Origin of the sequence: Streptomyces sp. NPDC006174 (assembly GCF_040614075.1) — a bacterium.
GTDB lineage: Bacteria > Actinomycetota > Actinomycetes > Streptomycetales > Streptomycetaceae > Streptomyces.
On the sequence record NZ_JBEXTJ010000011.1, the window covers coordinates 71,680 to 97,132 of the forward strand.

The 25,453-nt window shown below is 75.0% G+C and carries 1 protein-coding gene (cut by a window edge); it reads right to left on the reverse strand.

Going from position 1 to position 25,453, the window contains the following annotated elements:
* Positions 1-25,453: the 3' portion of a lonely Cys domain-containing protein gene (locus ABZ267_RS24430; protein ID WP_356749241.1), read on the reverse strand. The gene runs 4,874 nt beyond the window's last position; the window shows 25,453 of its 30,327 coding nt (coding positions 4,875-30,327); its start codon lies beyond the right edge, outside the window; it ends in the stop codon at positions 1-3.

The window sequence follows — 25,453 nt, forward strand, 5'->3', positions numbered from 1 at the left end:
TCAGGGAGCCGGGGCGGATGCCTTGGTGCGGTCGTCGTCGCTCGGCCTGGAGCGGGGCAGTGGCGCCGGGACCGGGCGCGGGGCGGCCTCGGGCGAGGCGGGGTGTGGCGGGCGGGCCCGGTGCCAGGGGTCGGCCCCTGGAGCCGTACCGTCGGCCGCCGGGTGCAGGGTGAGCACCGGGTCCCCGGTGTCATCGGTGCCGGAGAGGTCGGCCGGGAAGCCGGTCCACCATATGGTGCGGCCCAGCCTGCGGGCGATGCGGTCCGCGAGGCCGGCGGCCGGGCCGGGGAGCGCGAGGACGACCGGCACGGTCAGCTCGGTACGGGCCAGCGCCGGATCGGCGGCCAGGAGTTCGGTGAACTCGTCGGCGGTCGCCTCGTACGTGTCGCCGTTCCAGGACACCTCGACAAGGTGCGGGTCGTCCGCGTCGGCGTCGGCCCGCACCAGGTAGGGGACGGGACGGTCCTTGCCCTGCGCCCAGGGCGCGTCCCGCAGTCCGGTGGGGGTACGGAACCGGGCCAGGTCCACGTCCTGCGACGGCCCATCCGTGTAGTCGCGGCCGGTGCCGTCCGACGCGCCCTGCACCGTGTCGAGTGCGGTGTCGTCGTACGCACCGGCCTCCTTCAGGGCGTAGGCCGCCGCGTTGTCGGGATCGGACGCCTCCCGGCCCACCGCGAAGGCCCGGGTGAGCACGTCGAGTGCCTCGGTCCGGTGGGCGTGAGCGGCGCTCGGGTCCGGCTCCTGGTGGAGGACCCGGGCGGCGAACTCCCGCGCCTCCGGGCCGGTTCCCGGCAGCGTTTCCTCGGCCTTGACCCGCGCCCAGAACATCCGGGACATCTCCGCCTCACCCACCTCGTCGGTGCGGATGCGCAGCACGGCGGCGGCCTCGTCCTCCACATCCCCGTCGGCCAGCCACTGGGCGGCGGCCTCCACTGCGGGCAGGTCGACAAAGCTGACCAGCCCGTCGCCGGGGTACCGGGCCCAGTGCTCCGCGGCGGCGGCCAGCACCCGGCGGGTGGTCTGCCGGTCCACCCCGGCGGCGGCCTCCGGATGCGCGGCGACGACCCGGTGGAGCAGGTCCAGCGTGAACGGCCCGGCCTCCTCGAAGTCGGCGTCGCTGCGCCACAGCTGGTCCACCGCCGCCGCACCGCGCAGCAGGTCGCCGAAGCCCGGGTCGTCGTCGATGTCATGACCCAGCGTGATCCGCAGCGCCCGCACCAGGCGCAGCGTCGCCGTACGCATCTCGTCCGACACCTCGCCGTCGCCGGAGCTCACCCCGGCCACCTCCGCCAGCCGGTCCAGCCCGTCCTCGTCCGGTTCGGGCCGGGCCAGGGCCCAGGCCCGGCGGCGCCCCTGGGCGTCGGCGAACAAGGTCCGCCGGTAGCGGCCGTTGCTCCGCCGGGTGCCCTGGGGGCCGTAGGCGAGGCGTACCGTCCGCCCGGTGGTGTTGGCCACGTGCTGGCCCATCGAGACGGTGGCCAGCGGGTCGGCCACGAAAGGGCCGCCGTACGCGTCGGAGGCGGTGCCCGGCTTCGGTACGGCGCTGTCGCGCGGCGCTCCGCTCCAGCAGACGACGAGGTCGATCCAGTGGTCCTCGGGCAGCGTCGTCAGGCTCTTGCGGCGGCGCAGCCACGGTCCGGCCTCCCGCTCGTCGATGTCCCGGGTGGTGCCGTCGCGCAGGGCCAGCGTCAGGCTGCCGGGTGAGCCGTGCATGTCGAGCCGGTACGCGCGGTCCTCGGGACCCGGCCGGGGCAGGTCGTACTCGCCGGAGGTGCGGTCGGTGGCCGGGTGGTCGTGGACGAAGGTCGACATCCGGTCCAGGTGGCGGTCGTCGTCCTCGAAGTCCCGGGCGAACTCGGCGGGATGGTGGGAGGCCCGGCCGATCTGGCGGCCGCTCAGCGCGCTGACGAGGGCCCGGCTCACCACCTCGTGGTGCCAGCCGGGCACGTCGTCGTCGGTGTCCGGCGCGAGCCCCGGGGCGCTCGCGATCCAGTCGCCCCGGGGGGCCTTCGGGGCGCGGACGACATCGATGGTGCTCGCCTCCCCGGGAGCGGACTCGACGGTGACCCGGCCGCTGTGCGCCCATACCGTCCGGCCCGTACGGTCGGCGAGCCTGCGGGGCAGGTCGAGGTAGCCGTCGGCGGCGAACGGTACGGCGAGCACGAGAGGTGTGCCGGGCGGCAGCCCCTCGCGGTCCAGGTCGGCCGCCACCAGCTCCACGAACTCCTCGACGCCCAACTCCCTTACGGTGCCGTCCGGGAGCCGTGCGTCCAGCCGGTCGGGGCCGCCTTCCGCGGCCACCACGTACGGGGCCGTGGAGCTCGGCCAAGGGGTCGGTGAGGTGCTGACGACGTCGTAACCTCCGGCCGGGTCGGCCTCCAGCAGGTCGCCCTGGGTGGTGTCGAGTCCGATGACGTCGCTCGTACCCCAGTTGAGCCCCGGCACCCGGCTGCCGCCCACGGTGAAGTGCTGGGCGCGGCCCGGCGCGGTCACGCCCAGCTCGGACAGGTGGTACGCGGCCAGCGCCGGGAGGCCGGTCGCCCGGCCTGCTGCCGCGGCCCGGCTCACCAGGCCGAACAACTCCTGCCTGGCGTCCTGCTGGACGGTGGCGCCGGGGTCCAGGTGCAGCACGCGGCGGGCGATGGCGTCCACGTCGAGCGGTCGCTCCCGCAGCGCACGGTCACGGCGGCGCAGGGAGTCGAGCTTCTGCACCGCCACGGCGTCCGGCGGCTGGTGGAGTGCGATGGTGGCCTGGCGGCCCAGCTCGGCACGGGTCACCCGGGTGAGAGCACCGGTGCCCACCCAGTCGGCGGGCACGCGGGCCATGGCCTTGACGACGATGGCGAATTCCTGCGCGGTCAGGCGGGGCGCGTCGGCCGGCAGATCCCGCTGCAGCCGCTCCAGTTCGGCCGCCAGCAGCCGGGTGAAGCGGTGGCGCGCGGTGGTGGCGCGCCGCCTGGCGGGCGAACCGGTCGACGCACGGTCGGGGCGGATGTCGGCGCCGTAGCCGGTGACCTCCACACGAGGCAGGGACGCGCCCGCCCGCCGGTTGCGCAGACCGGTGGCCGCCACCTGGGCGGCGAGCAGTTCCAGGGTCCGGTCTCCCTGCGCCGAGGGGCCGGTCTCGTCCCGCCCGTACGCCACGAGGGTCCGGGACGGCAGCGGTTGCGGGGCCTTCACCGAGGCGGGGGCGAGGGGGAGCACGGGGGCCGTCGGCATAAAGGTGGACTCGACGCCTTCCATGGGGTCGCCGACGGAGCTGCGCGGGTTCCGGGAGGGAGCGGCGGCCGGGTCGTCGATCCGGGAGGCCTCGGCGGCCGGGTCGCTGTTGGTGGCCGGTGTCGGCGCGCCGGGGCCCGGCGCCGGTGTGGCCGGCACAGCCCGGGCACCCAGGTCGGGGGCGGCAGGGGCGGTGAACCGCCAGTCCGTGGCGCTGGGCTGGGACAGCGTGGAGAGGTCGGGCGCCAGCACCGGGAGTTCGCCCTCGGCGGTGTCCGGAGCGGACAGCTCGACCGGGGAGGTGCTCCACCACACGGGCCGGGCGAGCCTGCGAGCGACGGTCTCGGCGACTTCCGAGGTGGGGCCGCTGAGCCCGTCGAGCAGCAACAGGACCGGCGCGGAGGACTGGATCCCCCGCAAGTCGGTGTCGGCGGACAGCAGTTCGGCGAACTCGGCGGCCGACAGCCGGTAGGTGGCCGCGCCCACGGTCACCTGGACGTGGCCGCTGTCCTCCAGGTCCACCGAGGCCCGTACGGCGTACGGCACCGGCCGGTCCTTGCCGTCCGTGTCCTGTCCGGCCCACGGCGCGTCCACCGTCGTGTCCGCGACCCGGAAGCTGTCCAGCCGGGGCAGCAGGGTCGCGAGGCCGCGCCAGTCCCGGCCGGAGCCGAACGCCGCGCCCGCGGTGGTGAGCAGCGCGGGCGCCGCGAGGGCACCGGCCGCCTCGACCGCGTACGCGCCCACCACGTCCGGGTCGGCCATGTTCCGGCCCGTCGCGAAGCCCCGGGTGAGCAGGGCGCGGGCCCGGTCGCGCAGGGCGTCGTCCAGCTGGGCGTCCTGGTCGAGGCGGAGGGCTCGTACGGTCAGCGCGTCGGCGGCGGGTCCGGGGCCGGGCAGCGTCTCCTCGGCGCGGACCCTCGCCCAGAACATCCGGGTCCGGTGCGCGGGTGCGTCTGCGGGGTCGGCCAGCCGGAGCGCGTCGACGGCCGCCCGGTCCACCGCCGCCGGGTCGGAGAGCCAGGCCGCCGCCGTACGCAGCTGCGGGAGCGGTACGAAGCTGCTCACCGGCAGCGCGCCTTCCGAGTTCCGCCACTCCTTCGCCGCCTCGGCCAGCACCTGTCGGGTGACGTCCCCGTCCACGCCGCTCGCCGCGAGGGGGTGCGCCGCGATCACCTGGCTGAGCAGCTGCGGCCAGAACGGGCCGGTGGGCTGGAGTTCCGGGTCGGCGAACCACATGTTGACGACCGCGGCGGCCCCGGCGACCAGCGCCGGGAAGTCGTCGGCCACCTGCACGTCGGGGCCGACGACCAGCTTCAACGCGCGGACCACGCGCAGCAGTTCGGAGCGGACGCGCGGGGACGGCCCGCCCTGGAATCCGGCCTGCTGCGCCAGCCGGTCGAGTTCCGCGTCGTCCGGTTCCGGACGGCTGGTCTCCCACCACCAGGGACGGCCCTGGGCATCGGTGGCCAGCACCCGCACCGGGCCGTCGCCGAACCTGACCACGCCCTGGGAGGAGTACGACAGCCGGGTGGTGCGCCGCAGCCGGTTGGCCAGGTGCTGGCCGAGGGAGAGGGCGTCGTCGGCGAGCGGATCGGCGGTGAAGGGCGCGGGCAGGACGCCGTCGAGCTGGGAGACGTCCTGCGCGGAGCCTCGTCCTGGGGCCCCGGAGTGGCAGATCACCAGGTCGACCCAGTGGTCCTGCGGCAGGCTCGCCAGGCTCCTGCGCCGCCGCAGCCACCCGGCCGCCTCGTCCCGGTCCACGGTCCGGCTGGAGCCGTCGGCCAGCGGCAGGGACAGCCCGCCCGGCAGCCCGTGGCCCGCCAGCCGGTACGCCTTGTCCGCCGGTCCGGGGTCCCGCATCGGCAGCTTGCCGGAGTACGTGTTGGTCGCGGCGTCCCAGTGGACGTAGAAGGACATGTGGTCGAGGTCGCGGTAGCTCTCGCGCTCCCCGACGAGTTCGGCGGGCTGGTGGAAGCTGCGCCCGGTCTGTTCGCCGGTCCGGGAGCTGACGATGGGCTGGGTCAGCACCTCTCGGTGCCAGGCCGGGGCGTCGTCGTCGGGGTCCGGCGCCAGGCCGGGGCGGACCGGGAGCCAGGTGCCGTCCGGCAGGCCGTCCCGGTGGAGCACGGCGACGGTGTTCGTCGCGGTCGGGTCGGGGTTGCGCTGGGCCAGGCCGCTGTGGACCCAGACGGTGCGGCCGGTGCGCTCGGCGAGTTTGCGGGGCAGTTCCAGGTAGCGGTCGCCGGCCGACGGCACGGCCAGCACGATCGGGGCGTGCTCGGGCAGCGGGTGGCGGGTCAGGTCGGCGGCGACCAGCTCGGCGAACTCGTCGGCGTCCAGCTCCCAGGTGGTGCCGTCCGGCAGTTGGGCCGTCACCCGGTCGTGGCTGCCGTCCGCCAGCACCGGGTACGGGGCCGGGTCCCACGGCCACGGTGCGATGTCCGCGTTCCCGGTGGGCGCGGGTGCGCCCGTGGGGCCGGTGGTGAGCCGGTCCACGAAGAGGGTGTCGAGCTCGGCGGTCCCGGTGCCGGTCCAGTTCAGGCCGGGCACCCGGTTGCCGCCGGCCGTCACGTGCCGGGCCCGGTCGTCCGCGAGCAGGCCCTGCTCCTCCAGGTGGAAGGCCGTGAGCGCGGCCAGGCCGGTGGCCCGGCCGGCGGCGAGGGCCCGGCCGGTCAGCGTGTACAGGTCGCGCCGCATTTCCGGGTCGACGAGCACGGACGGGGCCAGGTGCCAGATCCGGCGGGCGAGAGCGTCCACGTCCAGAGGGCCGGAGCGCAGGGCCGGGTCGGTGCGGCGCAGCGCGTCCAAGGCGTCCAGAGCGGCGGCGTGACGCGGTGAGGTGACGCCGATGGTGGCCTGGCGGCCCAGCCCCTCCCGGCCGATCTGCCCGGCCAGGGCCACGATGGCAGCCTGGCCCGGCACCCGGCTCCGGCCCCGCGCGGTGATGGTGAAGTCCTGCGGCCGCAGCGGCGTGGCCCCGACGGGCGGGTTCGCCTGAAGCGTGCGCAGGGCGTGGTCGAGATGGCGGACGAACAGGTCGCGGGCCGTCTGCGCCCGCAGGTCACCCTGTGCCTGGGCGGCCTGGTCCCGGTCGCGCGCGGTCCCGGCACCGCGCGCGTCGGCGCCGTATCCGGCGATGTCGATCCTGGGCAGCGGTACCCGGTTGCGCCGGTTGCGCAGCGCGGTCCGGGCGACCTGGTGGGCCAGCCGCTCCACCTCGCGCGCGGCGCTGTCGGCGGTTCCGGTGGCCTGCGGCGCGAACGGTACGAGGGTCAGCGCGGGCAGCGTGGTGAGCGGCCGGGCGGGCGGAGCGGCGGGCACGGCGTACACGGGGTGCCCGCCGTCCGCGCCTGGGCCGACGGGTACGGGCGCGGGCGTGCCGAAGGTGAAGTCGAAGTCGGGGAGGTCGCCCAGGTCGCCCAGGGCGTCCATGCCTCCCAGGGCGTCCAAGGCATCCAGGTCGAGGCTGTCCAGGGCGGAGGGGAAGGCACCGGGCAGATCGAGACCGCCCAGGTCCAGATCCATGTCCACGTCCACGAATTCGCCCTGCCCCTGGCCGAAGTCCAGGTCGGGCATGTCCAGATCCGGCATGTCGCCACCCGGCCGGGACTGGAGCGCGGGCCGTCCCGGCGCGGCTTCACCTGCCGTGGGCACGGTCCAGCGCGGTGCCAGGCCGAGTCCGGTACGCAGGGTGTCGGCCAGCTCCGCGGCGGAAGCCCGTACGCCCTCGGCACCGCCTTCCGCCGCCAGCAGATGACCGGCGACCCGGCGCACCGCCTCGCGGAAGACCTCACCGGCGTACCGGGAATCGGCGAGTACCGGGTGCGGTTCGGGCGGCAGCACCAAGGCGACGGCGGCCGACCAGGCGCGGACGGTCTCCGTGTCGTCCCGGCCCTCGGCGGCTGCGTCCCGGACCTCGGCGTAGGCCGCGTCCCAGAGGCGGCGCGTCACCTCGGCGGCCACCGTGTACGCCGTCCCGCCGGTGTCACCGGGACGGGTGAGCCGTACCCGGGCGAGGTCAGGCGCGCTGAGCCTGCCGGCGGGGAGCCGGTCGCCGAGGAGGGCCATCTCGGCGTGCAGCCCCGGGGAGAGGGTGACGCCCGCCGCGCGCAGGTCGGCCGAGGTCACGGTCTCCGCGCCGTCCGGTTCCTCCGGCACGGGCGGCAGGTCGGCCTCGGTGACCCGGTCGGCGATCCAGCGCCGCTGCTCGGCGTCCAGGGGAACGGCGGGGGCGGGTCCGCGGGGTGCGGTGGTGGAGTCCGGTGCGGTGGCGGGCACACCGGGGTCCACGGTCCGGGCGTCGGCCAGCGCTTCCGGCGCCACGCCGAGCGCCCACAGCCGCTCCTCGGCCCGCTCCACCGACGCGCGCGCGGCGTCGACCTCGGACCAGCCCTCGGGGCCCGTCCGGCCGGTCTCGGCGGCGCGGGTGACAGCCGCGCCGAGCCCGTGCAGCGCCCGGCCGTGGGCCTCCCACGCGGCGCCCTGTTCGGCGGCGGTGGTGGACGCCGTCCGGCCTCCCGGCGAGGCTGTTTCGGCGGTAAGGCCGGAGGCGGACGAGCCGGAGGCGGTCGGGCCGGAGGCGGTCGGGCCGGCCGTTCCGGTGGAGTACGCCGCGTGCGAGGGCCCCGCCTCGCCGTCCGCCGGGCCCAGGGTCAGGGGGACGCTCAGTGCGGTACCGGCGGCGCCGTACTCCGGGACAAGGTGAAGGTACGAGGCGTCGGCCGTGATCCGGTACGGCGCGGCGTCCGGGTCGAGTCCGGTTAGTGCCGGTACGAGGGTGTCGAGGTTGGCGACCCGGCCGAGCCAGCCGTTGTCACCGCGCAGCAGCGCTCCCGTCGCGGAGTGGACGAAGTCGTCGCCGAACCTCGTCCAGCCGGTGGGCGGGATCTCCTGCCCGTCGGACAGCCGCAGGTGGCCGGTGTCGGCGACCTCGTAACGCAGCGGCTCCGCCCGGGACGCGGTGTACCGGGTGTAGGCGAACCAGTGGCGCGGGCGCGGTTCGGGATCCTTGCCCTTCCCGGTGGCCGGGCCGTCGTCGGGCGTCCCGGCCGCCGGGAGGGCCGGGACCGGGGGCGGGCCGCCGAAGCGGGGGCGCATCAGGGTGACCGGGCGGCCGATCGGCCATTGCTCGGCGAGGGGGTCGAGGCCGTCGTCGGGCGAACCGCCGCGCAGGCCGCGGAGAGCGACCTGCCGTGGGCCGCCGCGCCCGTCGTCGACGGTGATCTCCACGGTGCCGCCCCGGGCGCTGGTCTTCTCGACCCGTACGGAATCGGCCTCGACGGTGAACCGGTCGGCGCTCAGGTGCGGCCCGGGAATGCTGTCCTGGAGGGTCCGGAGCGCGGTGGCCAGCTCCTGCCGGAACGTGGCGGCGACGGCGTCGGCACGGGCCCGGCCGATGTCCCGGCCCAGCCGTGACGTCCGGCCGCCGACCAGGTCGACCCGGGGCAGCGGCAGGTGGTTGGCGATGTTCCACAGCCCGGTCCGGGCCACCCGGGCGGCGACGTGGCGGATCGCGTTGAGCGCGCCGTCGGGCGTCCGCTCGGTGCCGGGCTCGAAGTGCACGGTCTGCGGACGCTCCTCCTGCCCGTGCAGGACGACCACGGTGAGCGGGTTGGCCTCGGCCGCGCCGTCCTCCAGAAGACTGGCGTTGACGTCGTGGGCCGACTCGCCCGGACGCCGGGTGAACATCCGCATGTACCAGAGCCGCTTGCCGGGGACGGTCGACTCCAGGCGCTCCAGGTGCCGGGACGCGGCGGTGACGACGCCGTTGAACACGCGCTGCGCCGCTGCCCGTTCGGGGGATCCGGTGGGGGCGTCCAGCACTTCCTGCCGGGCCAGCGTCGCCCGGATCAGGAGGATCGTCAGGTCGAGGTGGCCGCGTACCTCCTTGAGGGCCGCGCCGTCACCACTCTCCTCCAGCCGGGCGAGCTCCCGGCGCAGGTCGTCGGCCTGGCCCCGCAGGTCGTCCAGGCCGGCGGCTTCGAGGTTGGCGCGCACCATCCCGCGCAGCCGGTCCTCCCGGGCGGCGGCACGGGCGTGGTTCTCCAGGGAGACCTGGTGGGTGCCGTCCTCGCTGGCGAGCAGCACGGTGATGAAGTGGTAGCCGAAGTAGGACTCGCCGGACTCCGAAGAGGGCTTGGCGTAGTTGGTCTCCAGGCTCGGGCCGTCCTCGCCGGGCGCCGCGACGGACTGGACGAGGTAGCCCTCACCGACGTCGGCCCAGGCGAACTCGTTGACGCCGATCCGGCGGGCCGCCTCCGTCAGGGCGGTACGCCGGGGATCGTCCGGCCGCTCCAGGCTGAGCGCGCTGCCGTACGCGGCGGCGGGCAGCGGTCCGGTGCCGTCCCCGCCGGTGGGCCGCTCGTCGCGGCGCACCAGTGCGGCGGCCCAGCCGGGGTCGGCGGAGCCGGGCCGCAGGATGCCGTCGGCGACCTGGCCGAGCGCCTCGGCCAGGTGGTGCGTACCGGTGACCTCGGCCCCGTCGGAGGCGTTGGCGGGTGCGGTGACCCTGGACCCGTCCTCCGGGTCCCGGAAGACCAGGTGGGAGGGGCGGCCGTCACCGGCGAGCATGATGGCGAAGTCCCGGCAGACCTCTTCGGTGGATGCACCGGCCCGGTTGGTGAAGACCGGGGTCACCCGGAACAGCCGGTTGCTGCCGCCGTCCGGGGTGGGCAGCACGATGCTCCGCTCCTCGTCGAGTCCCAGCCGTACGGCCAGCCCCGCCCGGGTCAGCTTGGCGTCGGAGTCGGCGACGGCCTTCCGCGTGGCGTAGACCTGCTGGCTCCCGTGCTCGTTCTGGACGGCGAGGGTGCGGTCGGCTGAGATCCGGACGGCCGGGTGGCCGTCCGCCCGCTCCACGTCCCAGGCCTGGGTGGCGAGCAGGAGACTGGGCGCGTCGGTGGTCGCGGCGAGGGACCGGGGAGCTGTCCAGACGTCCTCGAAGTCACCGGGGTTGCGGAAGAGTTCGCCGTCCCCGTGGCCGTCCACGAAGCCGTACTCACGGGTGGTCATCGGGTGGGCGCGGCGCGCCTCGATGTCGGACGCCGTCCCGTCCGAGGGGTACGGGTCCGCTGCGGGTGTGCCGGTGGTCCGTCCGCCGGGCACCGGGCCCTGCCCCGGGCGCAGCGACATCCAGGCATGCGCCCCGCCGTCCGGCGCCGGACCTGTCATGAGGTGTTCGGCGCCGGTACGCCAGTCGGTGGCAACCCTGGGGCCCAGCTCCGAGTACCAGACCCGGTTGCCGGTGAGGTCCGCCACCTGACGGGCGACCGTCTCGATGTCGCCGTGGGCGAAGGCGAGCACGATGTCGTCGCCGGCCGGCCGGTACGGGTCGCGGGCGATCAGCCGGGCCAGCTCCGCCGTGTCCTCGATCCGCAGGACTCCGTCCGGTGTGTGCAGGCGCACGGCGTCCCCGGCGTCCCCGGCGGACTGGGCGAGCACCACGTACGCGTCCGGCCAGGGTGCGGGCCAGACGGCCGGCGTGCCGTCCACGTCCTGGGCCGCGTAGGTGTCGAGCGGGGGCGTCAGGCCGCCGGTGCCGCTCCAGTCACGTCCGGCACCCCGTCCGGGACCGAGCCTGGTCCGCTCGCCGAGCGCGCTGTCCTGGTACGTCAGGAGTTGGCCCAGGGCGTCGGCGTCGGCCAGTTGGCCGGGGTCGGCGCTGAGTGCCAGGGAACCCAGCAGCATCAGGTCCCGCGCACCGACCTGGGCCTGGTCGGCGAGGCCGAGTACCTGACGGGCCAGCTCCCGCAGCCCGGCCAGGACGTCGGTGGCCGCTTCTGCGGCTGTGGTCCCCCGGTTGGCCAAATCCCGCACGGCACGCGCGGTGTCGAGCAGCGCCTCGGCCTCGTACTCGTTCCGGGAGGCGGGCCCGAAGAGCAGCCCGGCCCAGGTGCGGGGGTCGTCCGCCGGATCGCTTTCGACGCTGTCACCGTCGCTGTCGCTCTCCTCGGTGAACCGGAACTGGGACAACGCCTCGGCCCCGGGGTTGCCGGTGAGGAGCCGGTCCAGCTCTGCCGTCAGGTCGGCGGGGAACTCGGCCCAGCCGCCGCGGTGGTCGCCCGGCGGCGGGGGCAGCGGGGCTTCACCGTTCTCGTCCGTGGCCGGGGCGGGGTGGCGCAGCTGAGGGGCGGCGGACACCCGCGGGTGCGGCTGCGCCCGGTGGACGCCCTCCGCCCGGTCCCACACCGCGCGGAAACCCTCGTACATCTCGTTCTCGGCGCGGACCGCCCGGACCGGGTTGGCCGGGCCGGGGCCGTCCTGGTCCGGGGTGGTCCCGAAGAGCCGTTCCAGCAGGGGCAGCAGGGCGGGTTCGTTCTCCCGCACCCAGGACGGGCCGTTGTTCCGGGGCCGGCCGGTGAACGGGTCGTGGCCGGTGTTCGTGCCCAGGTAGGCGTTGACGGCCTGGGCGAAGTACTCGAACTCGTCCCTGGAGGCGTAGTTGTCGACCGGCTGTCCGTCCTTCGCGCTCCGGCGGGGGCCGTCCGGCCACTCCACGTCGGCCGGGTCCTGGCCGGCGGGCGGGCTGAGCTTGTCGCGGTAGGCGGCCGCGATGGTCCGCCGGTCGGCGTCGCTCAGCCCGTACCGGTGGATGGCGTGCGCGAACTCGTGGGTGGTGGTGGAGTATCCGTCGGCGTAGCCCTGCGCACCGGGTACGCCGGTGGTCTCTCCGAGCAGGTTCTCCTCGGTGATGCCGGTGTTCAGCCGGCCGAGGCCCCGTGCGGTGTCCCAGGTGCGCCGGTCCGTCGTGGAGAGTTCTCGGCCCGCGAGGTCGCGGAACGGGCCGAGCGTGGTCAGGGCCTCGTTCCTCGGGACCACCAGGACCCTGGCCCCCCGTTCCAGCAGCCGGGTCGCCACGGCGGGATCGCGCAGCATGGCCGTGATCCGCGCCCGCGCCTCACGTCCGGCGGAGACGGGCTGGTCGGCCCCGGGTGCCACCGTGACGAGCAGGTGGGCCACGGTTTCGGCGAACTCGCGATCGCTCAGCTTCGAGCGCAGCGCCGCCGCCAGGCCGGGCCGGGTGGCCAGCTGCTCGCGTTCGGCCGCCGACAGCAGCGCGAGCCGCTCCGCACGGTCGGCCGCCGGCAGGTCCGGGAGCCGTTCCGCCAGCTCCGAGAGCGGCCCGGACGGCACCGTCCGGGCTTGCGGCGGGGCGGAGTTGACCGCCGGAGCCGGAGCAGGGGCCGGCCTTTCGGCGTCCAGCACCTCCTGGGCGTGCTCGTCGGGGAAGCGGCCGTCGCGGGCGACGTGTTCGCGCAGCTCCTGCTCGGTGAGCGGGTGGACGTTCCAGTAACGGCCCCAGTTGTCCTGGTAGTCCAGTGCCGGATCGTGGCCGGGCAGGGAGTCCAGCGCCAACTGGGCACCGCGCATCACCTCGTGGAACGAGTGGTGGCCCGCCGACAGCGACATGGCGATCATCCCGGCCCGGATCAGCCCGAGGTCGAGGTCGAGGCCCCACTGGTCCCGCATCCGGGCGGCGTGCACCAGGAAGCGGTAGGTCGATCCTGCGGTACCGGTCAGGACCAGGCCGCCCGAGTCCTCGGACGTCCCTTGGAGGCCGGAGCTCATCGCGAGGTCGTACACGGAGGACGCGGGCATCCAGGTGAGCCCGAGCTCGTTCACCGCGAAGGGGCGCTCGGCCCGGCTCAGCGGCGGTCGTACGTCGTCGGGGTCGGCCTGGACCGTGTGCTCCCGGGTGGCCCGGGCGAGCGCAGCCTGCTTCTCCGCCGCGGAGAGGCTGTCGTCCAGGTTCAACTGTGCGGCCAGCCGCTCCAGTTCGGCACGGCCTTCCGCCTGGCGGCGGCTGGGCCGCTCCTGTTCGATCTCCGGGTTCGGTTCCTCCCTGCCACCCAGCGTCTCCGGCACCAGGTCGCTGGAGATGCCCTGGAACAGGAAGGTCACCAGCTCCCTCAGGTTGCCGGTCCGCAGCACCTGCTGGAGGGCGGGCCTGCTGGTTCCGACCGTCCCGGGCATGCTCGGGTTGTCGCTGCCGAAGGTGGCGAGGACGCGCGGTGGGTACTGCTGCCGCACCCGGTCCCACGCGGCGCGCGCCATCTTCCGGAATTCCTCGGTCACCGCCTCGTTCTCGGCGAGGTGTTCGGCCAAGCGGCGCTCGAAGGCGACGGACTCCTCGGCGTACCGGATGCGGGCCCGGACCCACGCGGGCACCGGTGCGCCACGGTCGGGGCTGGGTGTCGCGGACCGGCGGCCCGGACGGGACGGGTCCCGGTCGGCGGAGGAGGTGCGGGACCCGGTGGTGGCCGGGTCCGTACCGACGGACGGCGACACCTCCGGGGCGGGTCCGCCGGCCGGGCGGGGCAGGGCGGGCGGCTCGGTACGGAGCGGCTCCCCGGCGGGTGCGGGGCGGCCGGACGCCGGTGGGGACGTCTGCCGGTGGTCGTCGATGTCGACGGTCACCACCCGTCCCCGGTCCGGGTCGGTGGCGCGGCGGACCCGCTGGGCGTCCAGGGTGAGCGTGAAGTCGGAGAGCCGGACGTGCGGGCCGGGGGCGCCCTCCTGGAACGTCCTCAGCAGCCGGGCCAGCCGGTCCCCGAGCGCCCTGCCGACCGCGTCGGCCCGCTTCTGACCGCTGGTCCGGGAGCGGTTGCCGTGTCCGGTGACGGTGACCGTGGGCAGGGGCAGGCCGTTGGCGCTGTTCCACAGGCCGGTGCGGGCCAGGTACAGGGCCAGGGCGTCCAGGTTCTCGTCCGCGTCCGGCGACAGGGTGTGCTGCTGCTCGGCGAAGCGTACGGTCCGCCGGTCCGGGCGCAGCGCGTGGCCGTGCAGCGCGACGGTGGTGAGCGGGTTGGACACGGCGGGTGAACGGTCCGACAGCAGCGCCGCGTTGACGGCGTGAGCCGACTCGCCGGGGCGCTTGCTGTAGGCCCGGAAGTACCACTGGTCCTGGTCGTGCAGGACCGGTGCGGCCGACCGTACGGCGTCCCGGGCGCGGGCACGGGCCTGGTCCACCTCACGCTGGGCCAGGGCGTGTTCGGGGCGGTCCTCGGTGAAGTACCAGCGGACGTGCTCGGCCTCGTGGACGGCCGCCAGTGCTCGGGCCGCGCGCGCGAAACCTTCCAGCCGGGCGATCTCCGCCGGGTCCGCTCCGTCGCGCCGGGCCGCCTCGGCGCGGTCGTCCGTCTCCCGTGCCAGTCCGTTCAGCTGGTCCTCGTCGTAGCGGTCGAGGTTGTCGTCGACGACCGCGTCGAGCTGGTCCGCCGGGACCTCGGTGCGGGAGTGGGTCGCGTTCTCCAGGGTGATCTGGTGGGTGCCGTCCTCGCTGGACAGCACCACCTGCGCGAAGTGGTACGGGGCGTGCGGGCCGACCGGGTCGCCGGGCTTGGCGTGGTTGTGCGTGAAGAGCTGGGCGCCGCCGTCGTTGGTGGTGCTGACCGACTGGATCAGATAGCCCTCGCCGACCTCCGCCCAGGCGAACTCGTTGACCCCGGCACGGGCGGCGGCCCGGGTCAGCGGCCCGCGCAGCGCGTTGTCCTGAGTGTGGCTGAGGGCCTGGCCGTACGCCTCGCCCGGGGTGGGCGCGCCGACGACTCCGCCGGTGAAGCGCGGGTCCCGGCCTGTCTGCCGGACGGCCCAGTCCGGGGTGACGTCGGTGACGGTACGGGTGCCGTCGGCGACCTCCGTCAGTGCCTGGGCCAGGTGGTGGGTACCGGTGACCTCCCGGCCGTGCAGTCCGTTGACCGGGGCCGTGGCCACCGTGCCGTCGGGACCGCGGAAGGCGAGATGGGAGAGCGGCGCGGCATCCGTTCCGGCGACCATCCGGGCGAAGTCGCGGGTGAAGGCGTGCTCGGAGGCGCCGGAAGCGGTGAGGAACCGGGGCTCCACCCGGAACAGCGGTTCGCCGGACGTGCCGTCCTCCTGGTCGAGCATCACACGTACCGAAGGGTCGGCCTCCAGCCGTACTCCGGCTCCGGCGGCGGCCAGCCGGGCCGAAGAACGCTCGATCGCCGCCCGGGTGGCGTACACCTGGCGGCCCCGGCCGGTGGTGTCGTCCCCGGCCGAGTGCAGCGCGACCGTCCGGTCCGCGGAGATGTGCAGCGGCGGCCGGTCGGCGGCGGTGACGGTCTCCGGCGTGTGGTGGGGCAGGACCAGCGCGGGGCCCTCGGCCCTCTCCTCCGTACGGACTTCGCCGACGGTCACCGGGCCGACGGTCCGGGGCCCGGGCTCGGTGAACAGCACTCCGGTACCGCTGTCGTCGATGACCTGGTAGTCGCGAGTGCTCAGAGGGCGGGGGCGCAGGGCGTCGATCCGGTGCTCGTGCTGGGCCTGGTCGGCGAGCCGGTCGAACTCCGCGTCGCCGTCGCTGGTGGAGCCGCTGTCGCTCCGGGCGTCGCTGCCACGGCCGTCGTCGCTGTCGCTGTCGTCGCGGGCGCCGGGCAGGCCGGGCTCCTGCGGCGGTGGAGGCGTGGTCCAGTCCGGCCCGGTCTCTCCGGCCCTGCGGTGCACCACGAGGTGGGCGGCTCCGGTGGTGGGGTGGGTGGCGACCTCGGCCGGTCCCAGCGGGTACCAGACCGGGCGGGCCGTCGTGCCGGCGACCAGGTTCGCGACCTGTGCGGCGAACGCCGGGGGCAGGGCGAGGACGATGTCCGCGCCGCCCGGCCGCCGCGAGTCGTACGAGATGATCCGGGCCATCTCCTCGGCGTCGCGGACCACGAAGGTACGCCACGGCGTGACGATCTGGACGCCGCCGCCCTCCGCCGTCCCGGCCACGAACAGGTACGGATTCCGCCAGGCCGGGTTCTGCTCGGCCGCGCGCCCGGACCGCTCGGCGAAGTAGGAATCCGGCGCCGGAAGGCCACGGTCCGACCCGGTGAAGTTCCGTCCCGCCGGAGTACCGTCCGCCGTACGCAGCAGGGTCTCCTCGGCGAGGGCGTCCCGCCGGGTCTCGATCTGCCGGTCGACGAAGTACAGGGCGAGGTCCTCGGCGCTCGCCAGGTCGTCCGAGGACGCCTCCAGCGCCAGCGCTCCCAGATCCAGGACGTCCTGGTTGCTCACCCGGGCCCGGGTCGGCAGGTGCAGGACGTGTCGCACGAGGTCGGCCAGCCCGTCGCGGGTCGGCCGGCCGGCCGCCGCCTCCTCGACCAGCTCGTAGAGGGCTTCGGAGGTCTCCCGGAGCCGGGCGCGGGGGGCCCTGCTCCACTGCGGGCCGAACACGGCCGTCAGCCACTCGGGGTCGGCCCAGATCAGGGTGCCGTTCTCGTCCTCCTCGGAGTCGGAGTCGGAATCGCTGTCGGGGTCGGTGGTGTCGTGGGGCTGCGGCTGGGGCTCCGCGCCGGACAGCGTGCTGAGTTCGTACGCCACTTCCTCGCCCGGCAGCCCGGGACCCTCGCCGGTGACGGCCGTCTCCGGCGCCTTCGGCTCCGGCGTCTTCGGCTCCGGGGCCGAGGCCTTCGGTGCGGGCGCCGGGGCCGGCGTCCGGAGGAGCAGCGGTACGAAGTCCCCGCCCCGGCGTCGGAGTCGGAGGACCGGCGTGTCGGCGGAGGGACCGGCATAGGTGTGGGCGGTGCCGTTCTCCTCGATCAGGGTGACGGTGGAGCCGGTCGCCTTCGCGGCCCACTCGGCCACCGCACGGTCGGCGTCCGGGCCCCAGGGGGCGTTGGTCAGGTGGCGGCGCAGCCGGCCGTCGAGAGCGTCCTGGCTCGGGGCGGGGGTGCCCTTACGGTCTCCGGGCGCCGGGGGCGAGAACAAGGTGTCGCGTTCCGCCCGTTCGCCGGGGAGCCCGTTCAGCCGCATCAGCTGGGCGGGCGACGCCGCGGCGCGGATCCGGAGCCGGGCCGCCGCCCGCGGGTCGCGGCCGGGCTGCTCGGCCGCGTGGCGAAGGGCCGTGGAGAGCGCGCCGAAGAAGCCGTTGCCCCGGCCCGCCGGGGCGCCCTGGGTGTAGGTGGCGCCGTCGGGTGCGGTGAGGACGCCGTCGCGGTTCAGGCGGTAGCGCGGGCCGGTGGTGTCGGCGGGCGGCAGCCAGGGCGGGGTGGCGTGGCTGCGGTGGGCGGGCGGCTTCGGGGCGGTCTCCGTACCCTTGGTGGTCGCGGTCGTGGTGGTCGGCGGGGCGGGCAGCGCGGTGGTGAAAGGCGGTACCGTGCCGGGCGTCAGCGCGGCGGAGAAGAAGCCGTCCGCGGCGAAGAGCACCGGGCCCGAAGCCGGGTCGGCCGTCGCCGGGTCGGCGCCGTGCGGGAGGAACATCTGCGGCCGCCCCTCCCCCGTCACCACCGTCACCGGCGCGCCCAGGATCCGGGCCGCGAGTGCGGGCAGCACGTCGGCGCCGCCGTGGTCGCCCGCCCGGCGCTCGGGCGGGGCCGGGTCCCCGGCGTCCGGGTTCGCCGCGGGCTCGGCCGTGAACGGGCGGTACAGGGCCGCCGTGGCCAGCGCCACCCGTTGCTCCGGGCTCGGCCAGACGGTCTGCGGGAGCCGCCCGAACGCGTCGAACTCCGCCTGCTGAGCGGCCGTCAGATCGATTTCCGCGTAGTCCAGTTCAGCCTGGGTGAAGGTGTCCGCCGCGTCCAGGGCCAGGCCGTCGAGGAGATCCTCGTTGCCGTTGTCGGCCAGCGCCCAGGCGAGCCGGTCGCGCACGGCGTCGACGGCCCGGGCGGTGAGCGCCGGGTCACCGGGGGCCGCCGCGAACCGGTCGGCGAGGTCCGCGTCGAGCAGGAAGGCCAGCTTGCCCTGGTCCTGGGCCGTCGCGAGCAGCGCGTGGAAGAACGAGGCCCCGTCGTGCGGCACTTCGTGGACCTCGTGCACCGTGCGCCCGTCCGGCGAGGTGAGGGTGCGCGGGGCGGAGTCGGTGGCGGCGGTCACCTGGTACGGCTCCGGCGCCTCGGAGCGCCAGTCGGGCGCGGTGTACTCCTGCGGCACGTCCTTCACCGGCACCGAGCTTGAACCCTGGTGGTGGGCGGTGAGGCGTGCTGCGGCCAGGTGGAGGCGGTGGTGGTCCTTGGCGGCGGCGTCGAGGCGCTGCTCCCAGCGGCGTACCTCTTCGCGGGCCGTCTGCCAGGCGGTGACGGCCGGGGACGCGGCGACGGCCCGGGGCAGAACCGTGGCCCGGTCGTCGTCCCCCAGCGCGGCCTGCTCCTCGGCGCTCAGGTCGAGCCAGGTCTCCCGGGTCTTCGCGCGGGCGTCGTAGTAGTTCTTCTCGGCGGTGGCGAGGTCGGCCGCCGCCTTGGCCTGGTCGTCCCAGGCCGTGCGCGCCTCGTCGGGGAAGGTGGTGTCGTCCAGCAGGCCGTAGTCGCGGGCGATGTCCTCGCGGAGCCAGACCAGGGCGGTGGTCTCGGCCTCGACGGCTCGGGGACCGCGCTTGGGCTTGCCAAGGGCTTGCATCGGGCGGGAGTCGGTGACCCGGTGGTCGACCTCGGCCACCGACAGCCAGCTGACGGGGACCGCGAAGAGCATGCTGCGGTCGGTCAGCACCTTGACGTGCGTGCCGAGGGTGGTGTCGGTGGCGCTCTTGAGCGCGGTGGAGTCGTTGGTACCGCCGATCGGGACCGTGGCGCCGGGGTTGGTCACGCCCGCGTTGCTGTTGCCCGCCAGCGGCGACGTACTGACCGCGCCCTCGACGTTGTCGGTGATGCCCGCTTCCAGCGCGTCGCCGGTCTTGCGCCGCTGCATGGCCTCCATTCGCGGCTTGTTCTCCACGGCGAGCAGCCGGGCGCCGGTGCGGTGCATCTTGGCGAAGAGGCGGGAGTCGGCGGTGTGGGACTGGCCGAGGAGGCGGGCGGAGGACTGGGTGGGCAGCGGCGAGCCGCCGGGGCGGAGCGCCTCCCGGAAGCCGGCGGTCAGACCGACCTGGGAGGTGGCCTCCTGCTGGGCCTGGGCCGGGGCGGTGCCGAGGGCGGTGAGCGGGGTGTGGCGGGCCATCCGTACGCGTTCGGTGAGCGTGGTGCCCGTATGGCGCTTGCCGAGGTCCGTGTCACCGGGGAAGCCGTCGGCGCGGGCGGTGGCGAGGGTCAGGGCGTCCTGGACGTTGGCCGAGCCGAGGATGTCCACGGCGAGGATGCCGGAGCCGATCACATCGTCGAAGGGCAGGATGTCCGGGTCGGTCTCGCCGCTCTCCCCGTCCGTGGTCCGCCACCGGGCGATGCCTTCCGGGCGGGCCTGATCAGCCGTCAAAATCCTTACCGCATGGTCGGGTTCGGGCACATCCTGCTCGGTGAGCGCACCGTCCGTACCCTCACCGTCCGGGGTGAGCAGGCTGGCCGGGAGGATCTCGTTGAGGGAGCCGACGGGGGCGGTGGCGGTGGGGCCCAGGGGCTGCCCGGAAGCGTCCACCAAAGTGGCCGTCAGGGTGTACGTGGTCACGATCTCGGCGTGCGCCTGGGTGGTGGCGATGTTGGGCATCGTGGTGCTGCCGACCGCCTCGGTCACGTTGCTGGACCGCTGCTTGGCCGCCGTGCCCTGGAGCGCCGGGTTGGCGACCAGCACGCCGCTGCCGGCGGCGCGTTCGCTCGCGCTGAGCGTCACATCGGCGCCGCGGTCCTGGGACCGGCCCTCGACGTCGTCGCGGGCGGTGGTGCGGTAGTCCTCCAGCTCGTAGCCGGTACGCAGCCGCTCCACGGTGGTGGTGACCGGTGTGAGGGTCAGCTTCAGCTGGCCGGGGCTGCCGCCGACCGGCAGGTGGTGCGGGCTCGTCCAGGTGCGGTAGCGGACCGGCAGGGCCATTCCGTCGGTGGTCAGCTCGTGCACATGGGAGCGGAGGAAGTCCGGAGAAAGGCGCTGGAGCACCTGTTCCCGGTCGTGCGAGGGCACGCCCATCCGCTCCAGCTGACCCATCAGCTGCTGTGCCGCCCGGCTCGCGTCGAGCTGGCCGCTGGGGTGGGACGGGAAGTGGCGGCGGCGGAGGAAGGGGGGCAGGCGGTAGCCGCCGCCGAGGTTGGCCGGTGTGCGGGTGCCGAGGCCGTCGGGGGCGAGCCCGGCCTCGATCGCGTCCTGCATCGGCAGGTGGAACATCACCGCGTCGCGGACGCGCTGGAGCGCGGCGGCGGCCCGGCGCGGGGTGAGGCCGCGCCCGAGCCGCTCCGAGATCCGCCCGGCGGCGGAGCTGATCCCGCCTCCGGCCCGGGTGCCGACCGCCCCCATCGCGGCCGTCCAGCGGTCCCGTACGGCCACGGTCTCGGTGGCGTCGGCCACCACCAGGTACATCCGCCCGGCGTAGCTGAGGGTGGTGTTGCGGCCCCGGGTGAGGGTCTGGGAGATGCTGCGGCCCTTGCCCCAGGCGTACTGGAGGGCGGTCGAGTACGCACCCACCACGGCCGGTTGGCCGGGCGCCTGCTGCAACGGTGTCACCGCGCCCTGGAGCCCGAGAGTGGTCCGGGTCCCGGTGCCGGAGGTCCCGGCGACGCGGTGCTCGTTGCCGATCGTCGCTTCCAGGCTGCCCGGCTTGGGGTCGCTCTTGACGCGTACGTTGTCGAGTTCGCCCCGGACCGCCGCCTTGAGGTAGTGGGTCGAGAAGGGGCCCGCGCCGGTGAGCCCGGTGATGCGGGAGCCGAACGGGCCGAGATACTGGCCGAGTTGCCCGGCGACGCCGAGGTCGGCCATGGCCCGGCGCAGGGCGGTGCGGATCGGGGTGCCGGGCGCGCTGACGTGCCAGGAGGTGCCGGTGGCGCGGTCGGCGGTGCCCTGGACGAGCCGCTGCCGCTGCTCGCCGCCCTCGGTGCTGAGGACCACGTGCGGGGCGCTGAGCAGCTTGTTCACGAGCTGGCGGTCGGCCGCGTTGGTCCGGGGCAGGGGCCGTGTTCCGTCGAGGAGCTGGTCCGCCTCGGTGGAGGCGAGCGGACGCGGTACGGGGGTGGGTGCGGGTCCGGTGGCCGGCGGGTCGGCGGGGGCGTGGCGGTCGGAGCCGTGGGCGGCGGGGACGGCGAGCTCCACCCGGCCCACGGTCTCGGTCCCCCGGGTGAACAGCGAACGCTCTCCGACCTTGCTGACGAAGACGCCCGCGCCGAGCAGCCCCACCGAGACCAGCCGGGTCCAGCCGCGCGGACGGCGGTGCCCCTCGAAGGTGGCGCCCAACTCCACCTGGTAGCTGTAGAGATCGGCGCCGTTCTGGAAGGTCAGCTGGTCGTGGGCGACCGCGACGGTGTTCTTGGTGGCGCGGGTCCGCGTCTGCGCGTAGCGGGCGCCCAGGGAGACGTTGCCCGCCTGGCGGGGCACCCCGGCTTCCGGGTCCTTGTCGTGGTCGCGCGGCGAGATGCCGAGCTCGACACCGGCGGAGAGGGTGGTGGACTCCTGCTGTCCCTGGCCGGAGATCTCGGTGCCGATCACCGCGTTGCGCAGCGAGCGTTCGCTCAGGGTGGTCTCGAACTGCCGGTCGGTGAGGCGGGCGCGCAGGATGAGCGTGTGGTGGCCCCGGCGGACCTTGCCGTCCTCGGTGAGGGTGACGGGCACTCCGGTGGTGGTCAGGTCGTCCAGGCTCTGCGCGAGGCTCGGCCGGTTCAGCGCCTCGCGCACCTGGCGCTCGTTGTGCAGGGCGGTCCGCATGCGCCCGTCCCCGTACCAGAGCTTGGCCAGGTGGGGATGGCGCAGCACCAACGGCGGGACGAAGAGCGACGGGTACGCGCGGTGGAGCGTGTCCAGGACCGTGTCGGCGAAGGCCTTCAGGGGGTCCTGAGGGGCGGGCGCAGGGGCGGGCGCAGCGGCCGTCGTCGTGGTGGCCGGGGCGGGCTGGGCGGCGGGCCGCCGGTCCGGCACGAAGCCCTCGGCACGGACCTGCCCGCCCAGGTGCACGGGGTCCTGACGGGTGAGGTACCACGGCACCGGCGGCTCGGCGTCCGGGTTCGGGCCGGTCGCTCCGGGCGTACGGCTGTCCCAGCCCGCGAGGCGGCGGGCGTCCTGGGTGGAGTACCAGTCGAGGCTGACCACCCGGACCGGCTGCGCGGCGGAGGCCGGCTGGCCGGCCTTGCGCACCATCAGGGTGCGCTCCACCCGGTACAGGGCCATCGGGTGGTTGCGGACGCGGCCGGTCACCTTGCGGGCGGCGTCGGAGCCGAGGTAGTGGCCCCGGCCCGCGCTGAGGTCGGTACGGACCAGGGGCCCGCCCTGGAGGCGTACGTCGGTCTCGGGGCCGATGAGGGTGTAGTTCGGCCCGGCGGTGACCTGGACCCCGAGGCGGGTGTCGCGTACGTGGGCGCGCTGGTTCTGGTACGTGGTCTGGGCGAGGTCGCGGACCTCCGCCTTGACCGACTCCGTGACCAGGGTGGCCCGGTGCGGGATCGACCGCTCCACGATCAGATGGCCCAGCGGGTGCTGCCCGCTGCCCCGGGTCAGCTCGGGTCCGCTGACGGGTCCGGCGAACCGCCCGAAGAGGCCGAGCAGCCGTCCCGGGCGGACGTAGGAGACCAGGGTGCGGTGGGCCGAACTGCCGGGCTTGGCACCGGAGATGGCGAGCGCCACGTCCTCCGGCGGGTCCGTCAGGTGGAGGGCCGTCGTGTCGGTGATCCGGGGGTCGGCCCCGTCCGGGAAGGTGAGCGTCTCCGGCGCCCGCTTCGGCCCCTTGAAGGGCACGGTGAGGTCGTCCGGCAGCCGCCAGCTCAGCCCGTCCCGCATGGCGAAGCCGGCGGAGTGCACCTGGCTGCGCTGCCAACGAGGGGCGGCAGGGGGCGCGGTGCCGGGGCCGGGGGGCGTCGGCGCGGGGGTCTTCGGGGCCTCGGTGACCCGCTCGACGCGCACCCGGTAGTGGACGTCGTCCAGATGCAGGTGGGAACCCTCCCAGGCCCGGTACTCGCTCTGGTGGTACGCCTGGGTGCCCTGGGTGTAGTCGGTCTTACGGGTCCAGCCCAGCGAGACGCCGATCTTCAGCATCCAGTTGAGCGGCGGTCCCATGCCCAGCGCGGCGGCGACCCGGCGTCCGGTACCGACGCTGCGTCCGCCGCCCGTACCTGCCTGGCCGCGCCGCATGGTGTCCAGCCGGACGGTGGCGCCGCCGGGCTCGGAGAACCGCTCCCAGCGGTGGTACGGGACGGCCTCGACGACCATCTCGTGGCCGACGCCGGACTTCTCCCGGCCCACGAAGCGGGCGCCGCGCGGGGCGGTGAACGCGCCGGGCTGGTCCTTGAGCAGGCGCAGCAGCTCCGCCTCGTCGAACTGGGCCCGGAGCTTCTTGGGCAGCTGGTCGAAGACCTCCTTGGCGACCTGCTCGGGCGAACGCAGGGTGAGGACGCCCAGGCCGTTGAGGAGCCCGGGCCCGGGTGTTCCACCGGTCCGGGTGCCCGGGCCGGAGGAGTCGTCGTCCGGATCGGCGTCCGGGCTGATCAGGACGGTGGGCAGCCGGCTGCCGTCGTCGAAGGTGACGGTGCGCGGGGCGGGGCCCGGCGGCCGGGCGTCCTCACCGGTCAGCAGCCGTGCCGGGCGGTGCCGCTCCAGCTGGGTCTCCAGCGGTACGGGGTCGCCCCGGTCCGGGGTCTCCTCGGCCGGCGCGTCCAGGTCGGTGACCCCGCCCATGCTCCGCAGCCACTCGCCGAAGACATCGGTGCCGGCCGGGTCCTGGGTGGCGGGGGCGGGAGTCGGGGTGGGGGCGGGCGCGGCTGCGCCCGGGACCAGGGCGTCGTAGTGGTCGGAGCCGTTGTAGGCGAGGTGCAGGACGCCGCCGTGGCCGCCCGGGTTGAGCGGGGTGACGGAGGTGCCCGCCGGGGCCGACGCGTCGGGCCGGACGAGCCGCAGCTCGATGTCGAGGGTGTGCGCCAGCGCGAGCGGGAGCGCGTCGGCGAAGGGCGAGGACCACAGGGCCGGCAGCTCGGCGGCCGCGAGGATCAGCCCGTCGGTGCCGAGGCGCCGGGCGTCGGCGGGGGTGGGCGCCACATCGGCGAGGTGGGGGTAGCCGCTGTCCCGGAGGATGCGCCGCCACCGACGTCCGTCGCCGTCGGTGACGACGGCCTGTTCGATCCGGTCCCAGCGCTGACCGATCCGCTCCCGCGCCTCCGGGTTCCGCACCCCGGCCAGGGCGGTCATCCGCAGGTCGTCGACGACGGCGAGCACCGGGTCCGGGGTGGCCTCGACGTCCGGGGCCAGCAGTTCGGAGCCGGTGAGCCGGTCGCGGAGCAGGCTGCGGAGGCCGGCGACGTTGCGCGCGGCCCAGGCGGGCGGAACGTCGTGGCTGCGCGCGGTGTCGAGGAGCGACCGGAAGAGGCAGTCCCCGTCGGCCCGGGTACGCAGCCTGCGGAGGGCCTGCCCGTCCGCGTGGACGGTGTCCGCGAGGCCCGGCGCCCCGGTGTCCTTGCTGAACAGGTCCACGTCCTCGGCGATGCTCTCCGGGCGGCCGGACGGAGAGGGTGACGGGGCGGGGGCGGAGGACGGGCGGGGCTCGGGGTGGACGAGCACGGCGTGGTCGTTGCCGGGGCTGAAGCGGAGCAGCGGTTCGCCGGACGAGCCTTCGTGGGAGCTGACGATCTTGTCGAAGACCGACTTGTCGAAAGCGGTCGGCGGATTCCAGAACATGTGCGCGCCGTGCGCCACGGCCATGTCCTTGGCCCGCATCTCCTCGATCAGCGCGTCATGTTCCGGAGGCGAGACCCGGGAACCGTCCGGCGACGACACATCGAACAGGTCATGGTCTCCGGTGATCGGCCGACGGCTGCCCTCACCATCGAAACCGAACACGATTCCGTCGTGAACGGTGAACTTCCCGTCGGCCTCGTACTGGGCCATCTTCCCGGCCAGCTCGTGGAATTCCGTGGACCGCTGATTGAACCGCGACACCACCCGGTCCCACGCATCCACCGGAACCGCACCCTGATCCGGCAACACCGGCTGGAAATAACCGACCAGCCCGATGTTTCCCGCATCCGCACCCAGCAGAACATCGACCTCGGAAACCGTCTTCGCCTTGATCTCCTGCGGCTTCGGCAGCGCCCCCGCATCCAGCCACTTCGGCGCCGACGGATTCGTCGGCCGCACATCCACGACCACATTCCGGTCCCGCGCCACATCACGGAACTTGTTGAAATTCTTCTCCGGAATTCCGTACGTGTGCCGGGCCGTGTAGGAGTCGACCTGTCCGGGCTTCAGCTTCTGCGTCCAGGTGAGGACGGCGTGGTCGCTGTTGGGGCTGAAGCGGAGCAGCGGTTCCCCGGCGGGGCCCTGATGGGAGCTGACGATCTTGTCGAAGACCGACTTGTCGAAAGCCGTCGGCGGATTCCAGAACATGTGCGCGCCGTGCACCACGGCCATGTCCTTGGCCCGCATCTCCTCGATCAGCGCGTCGTGCTCCGGATGCGAAAGCCGGGAGCCGTCCGGGGAG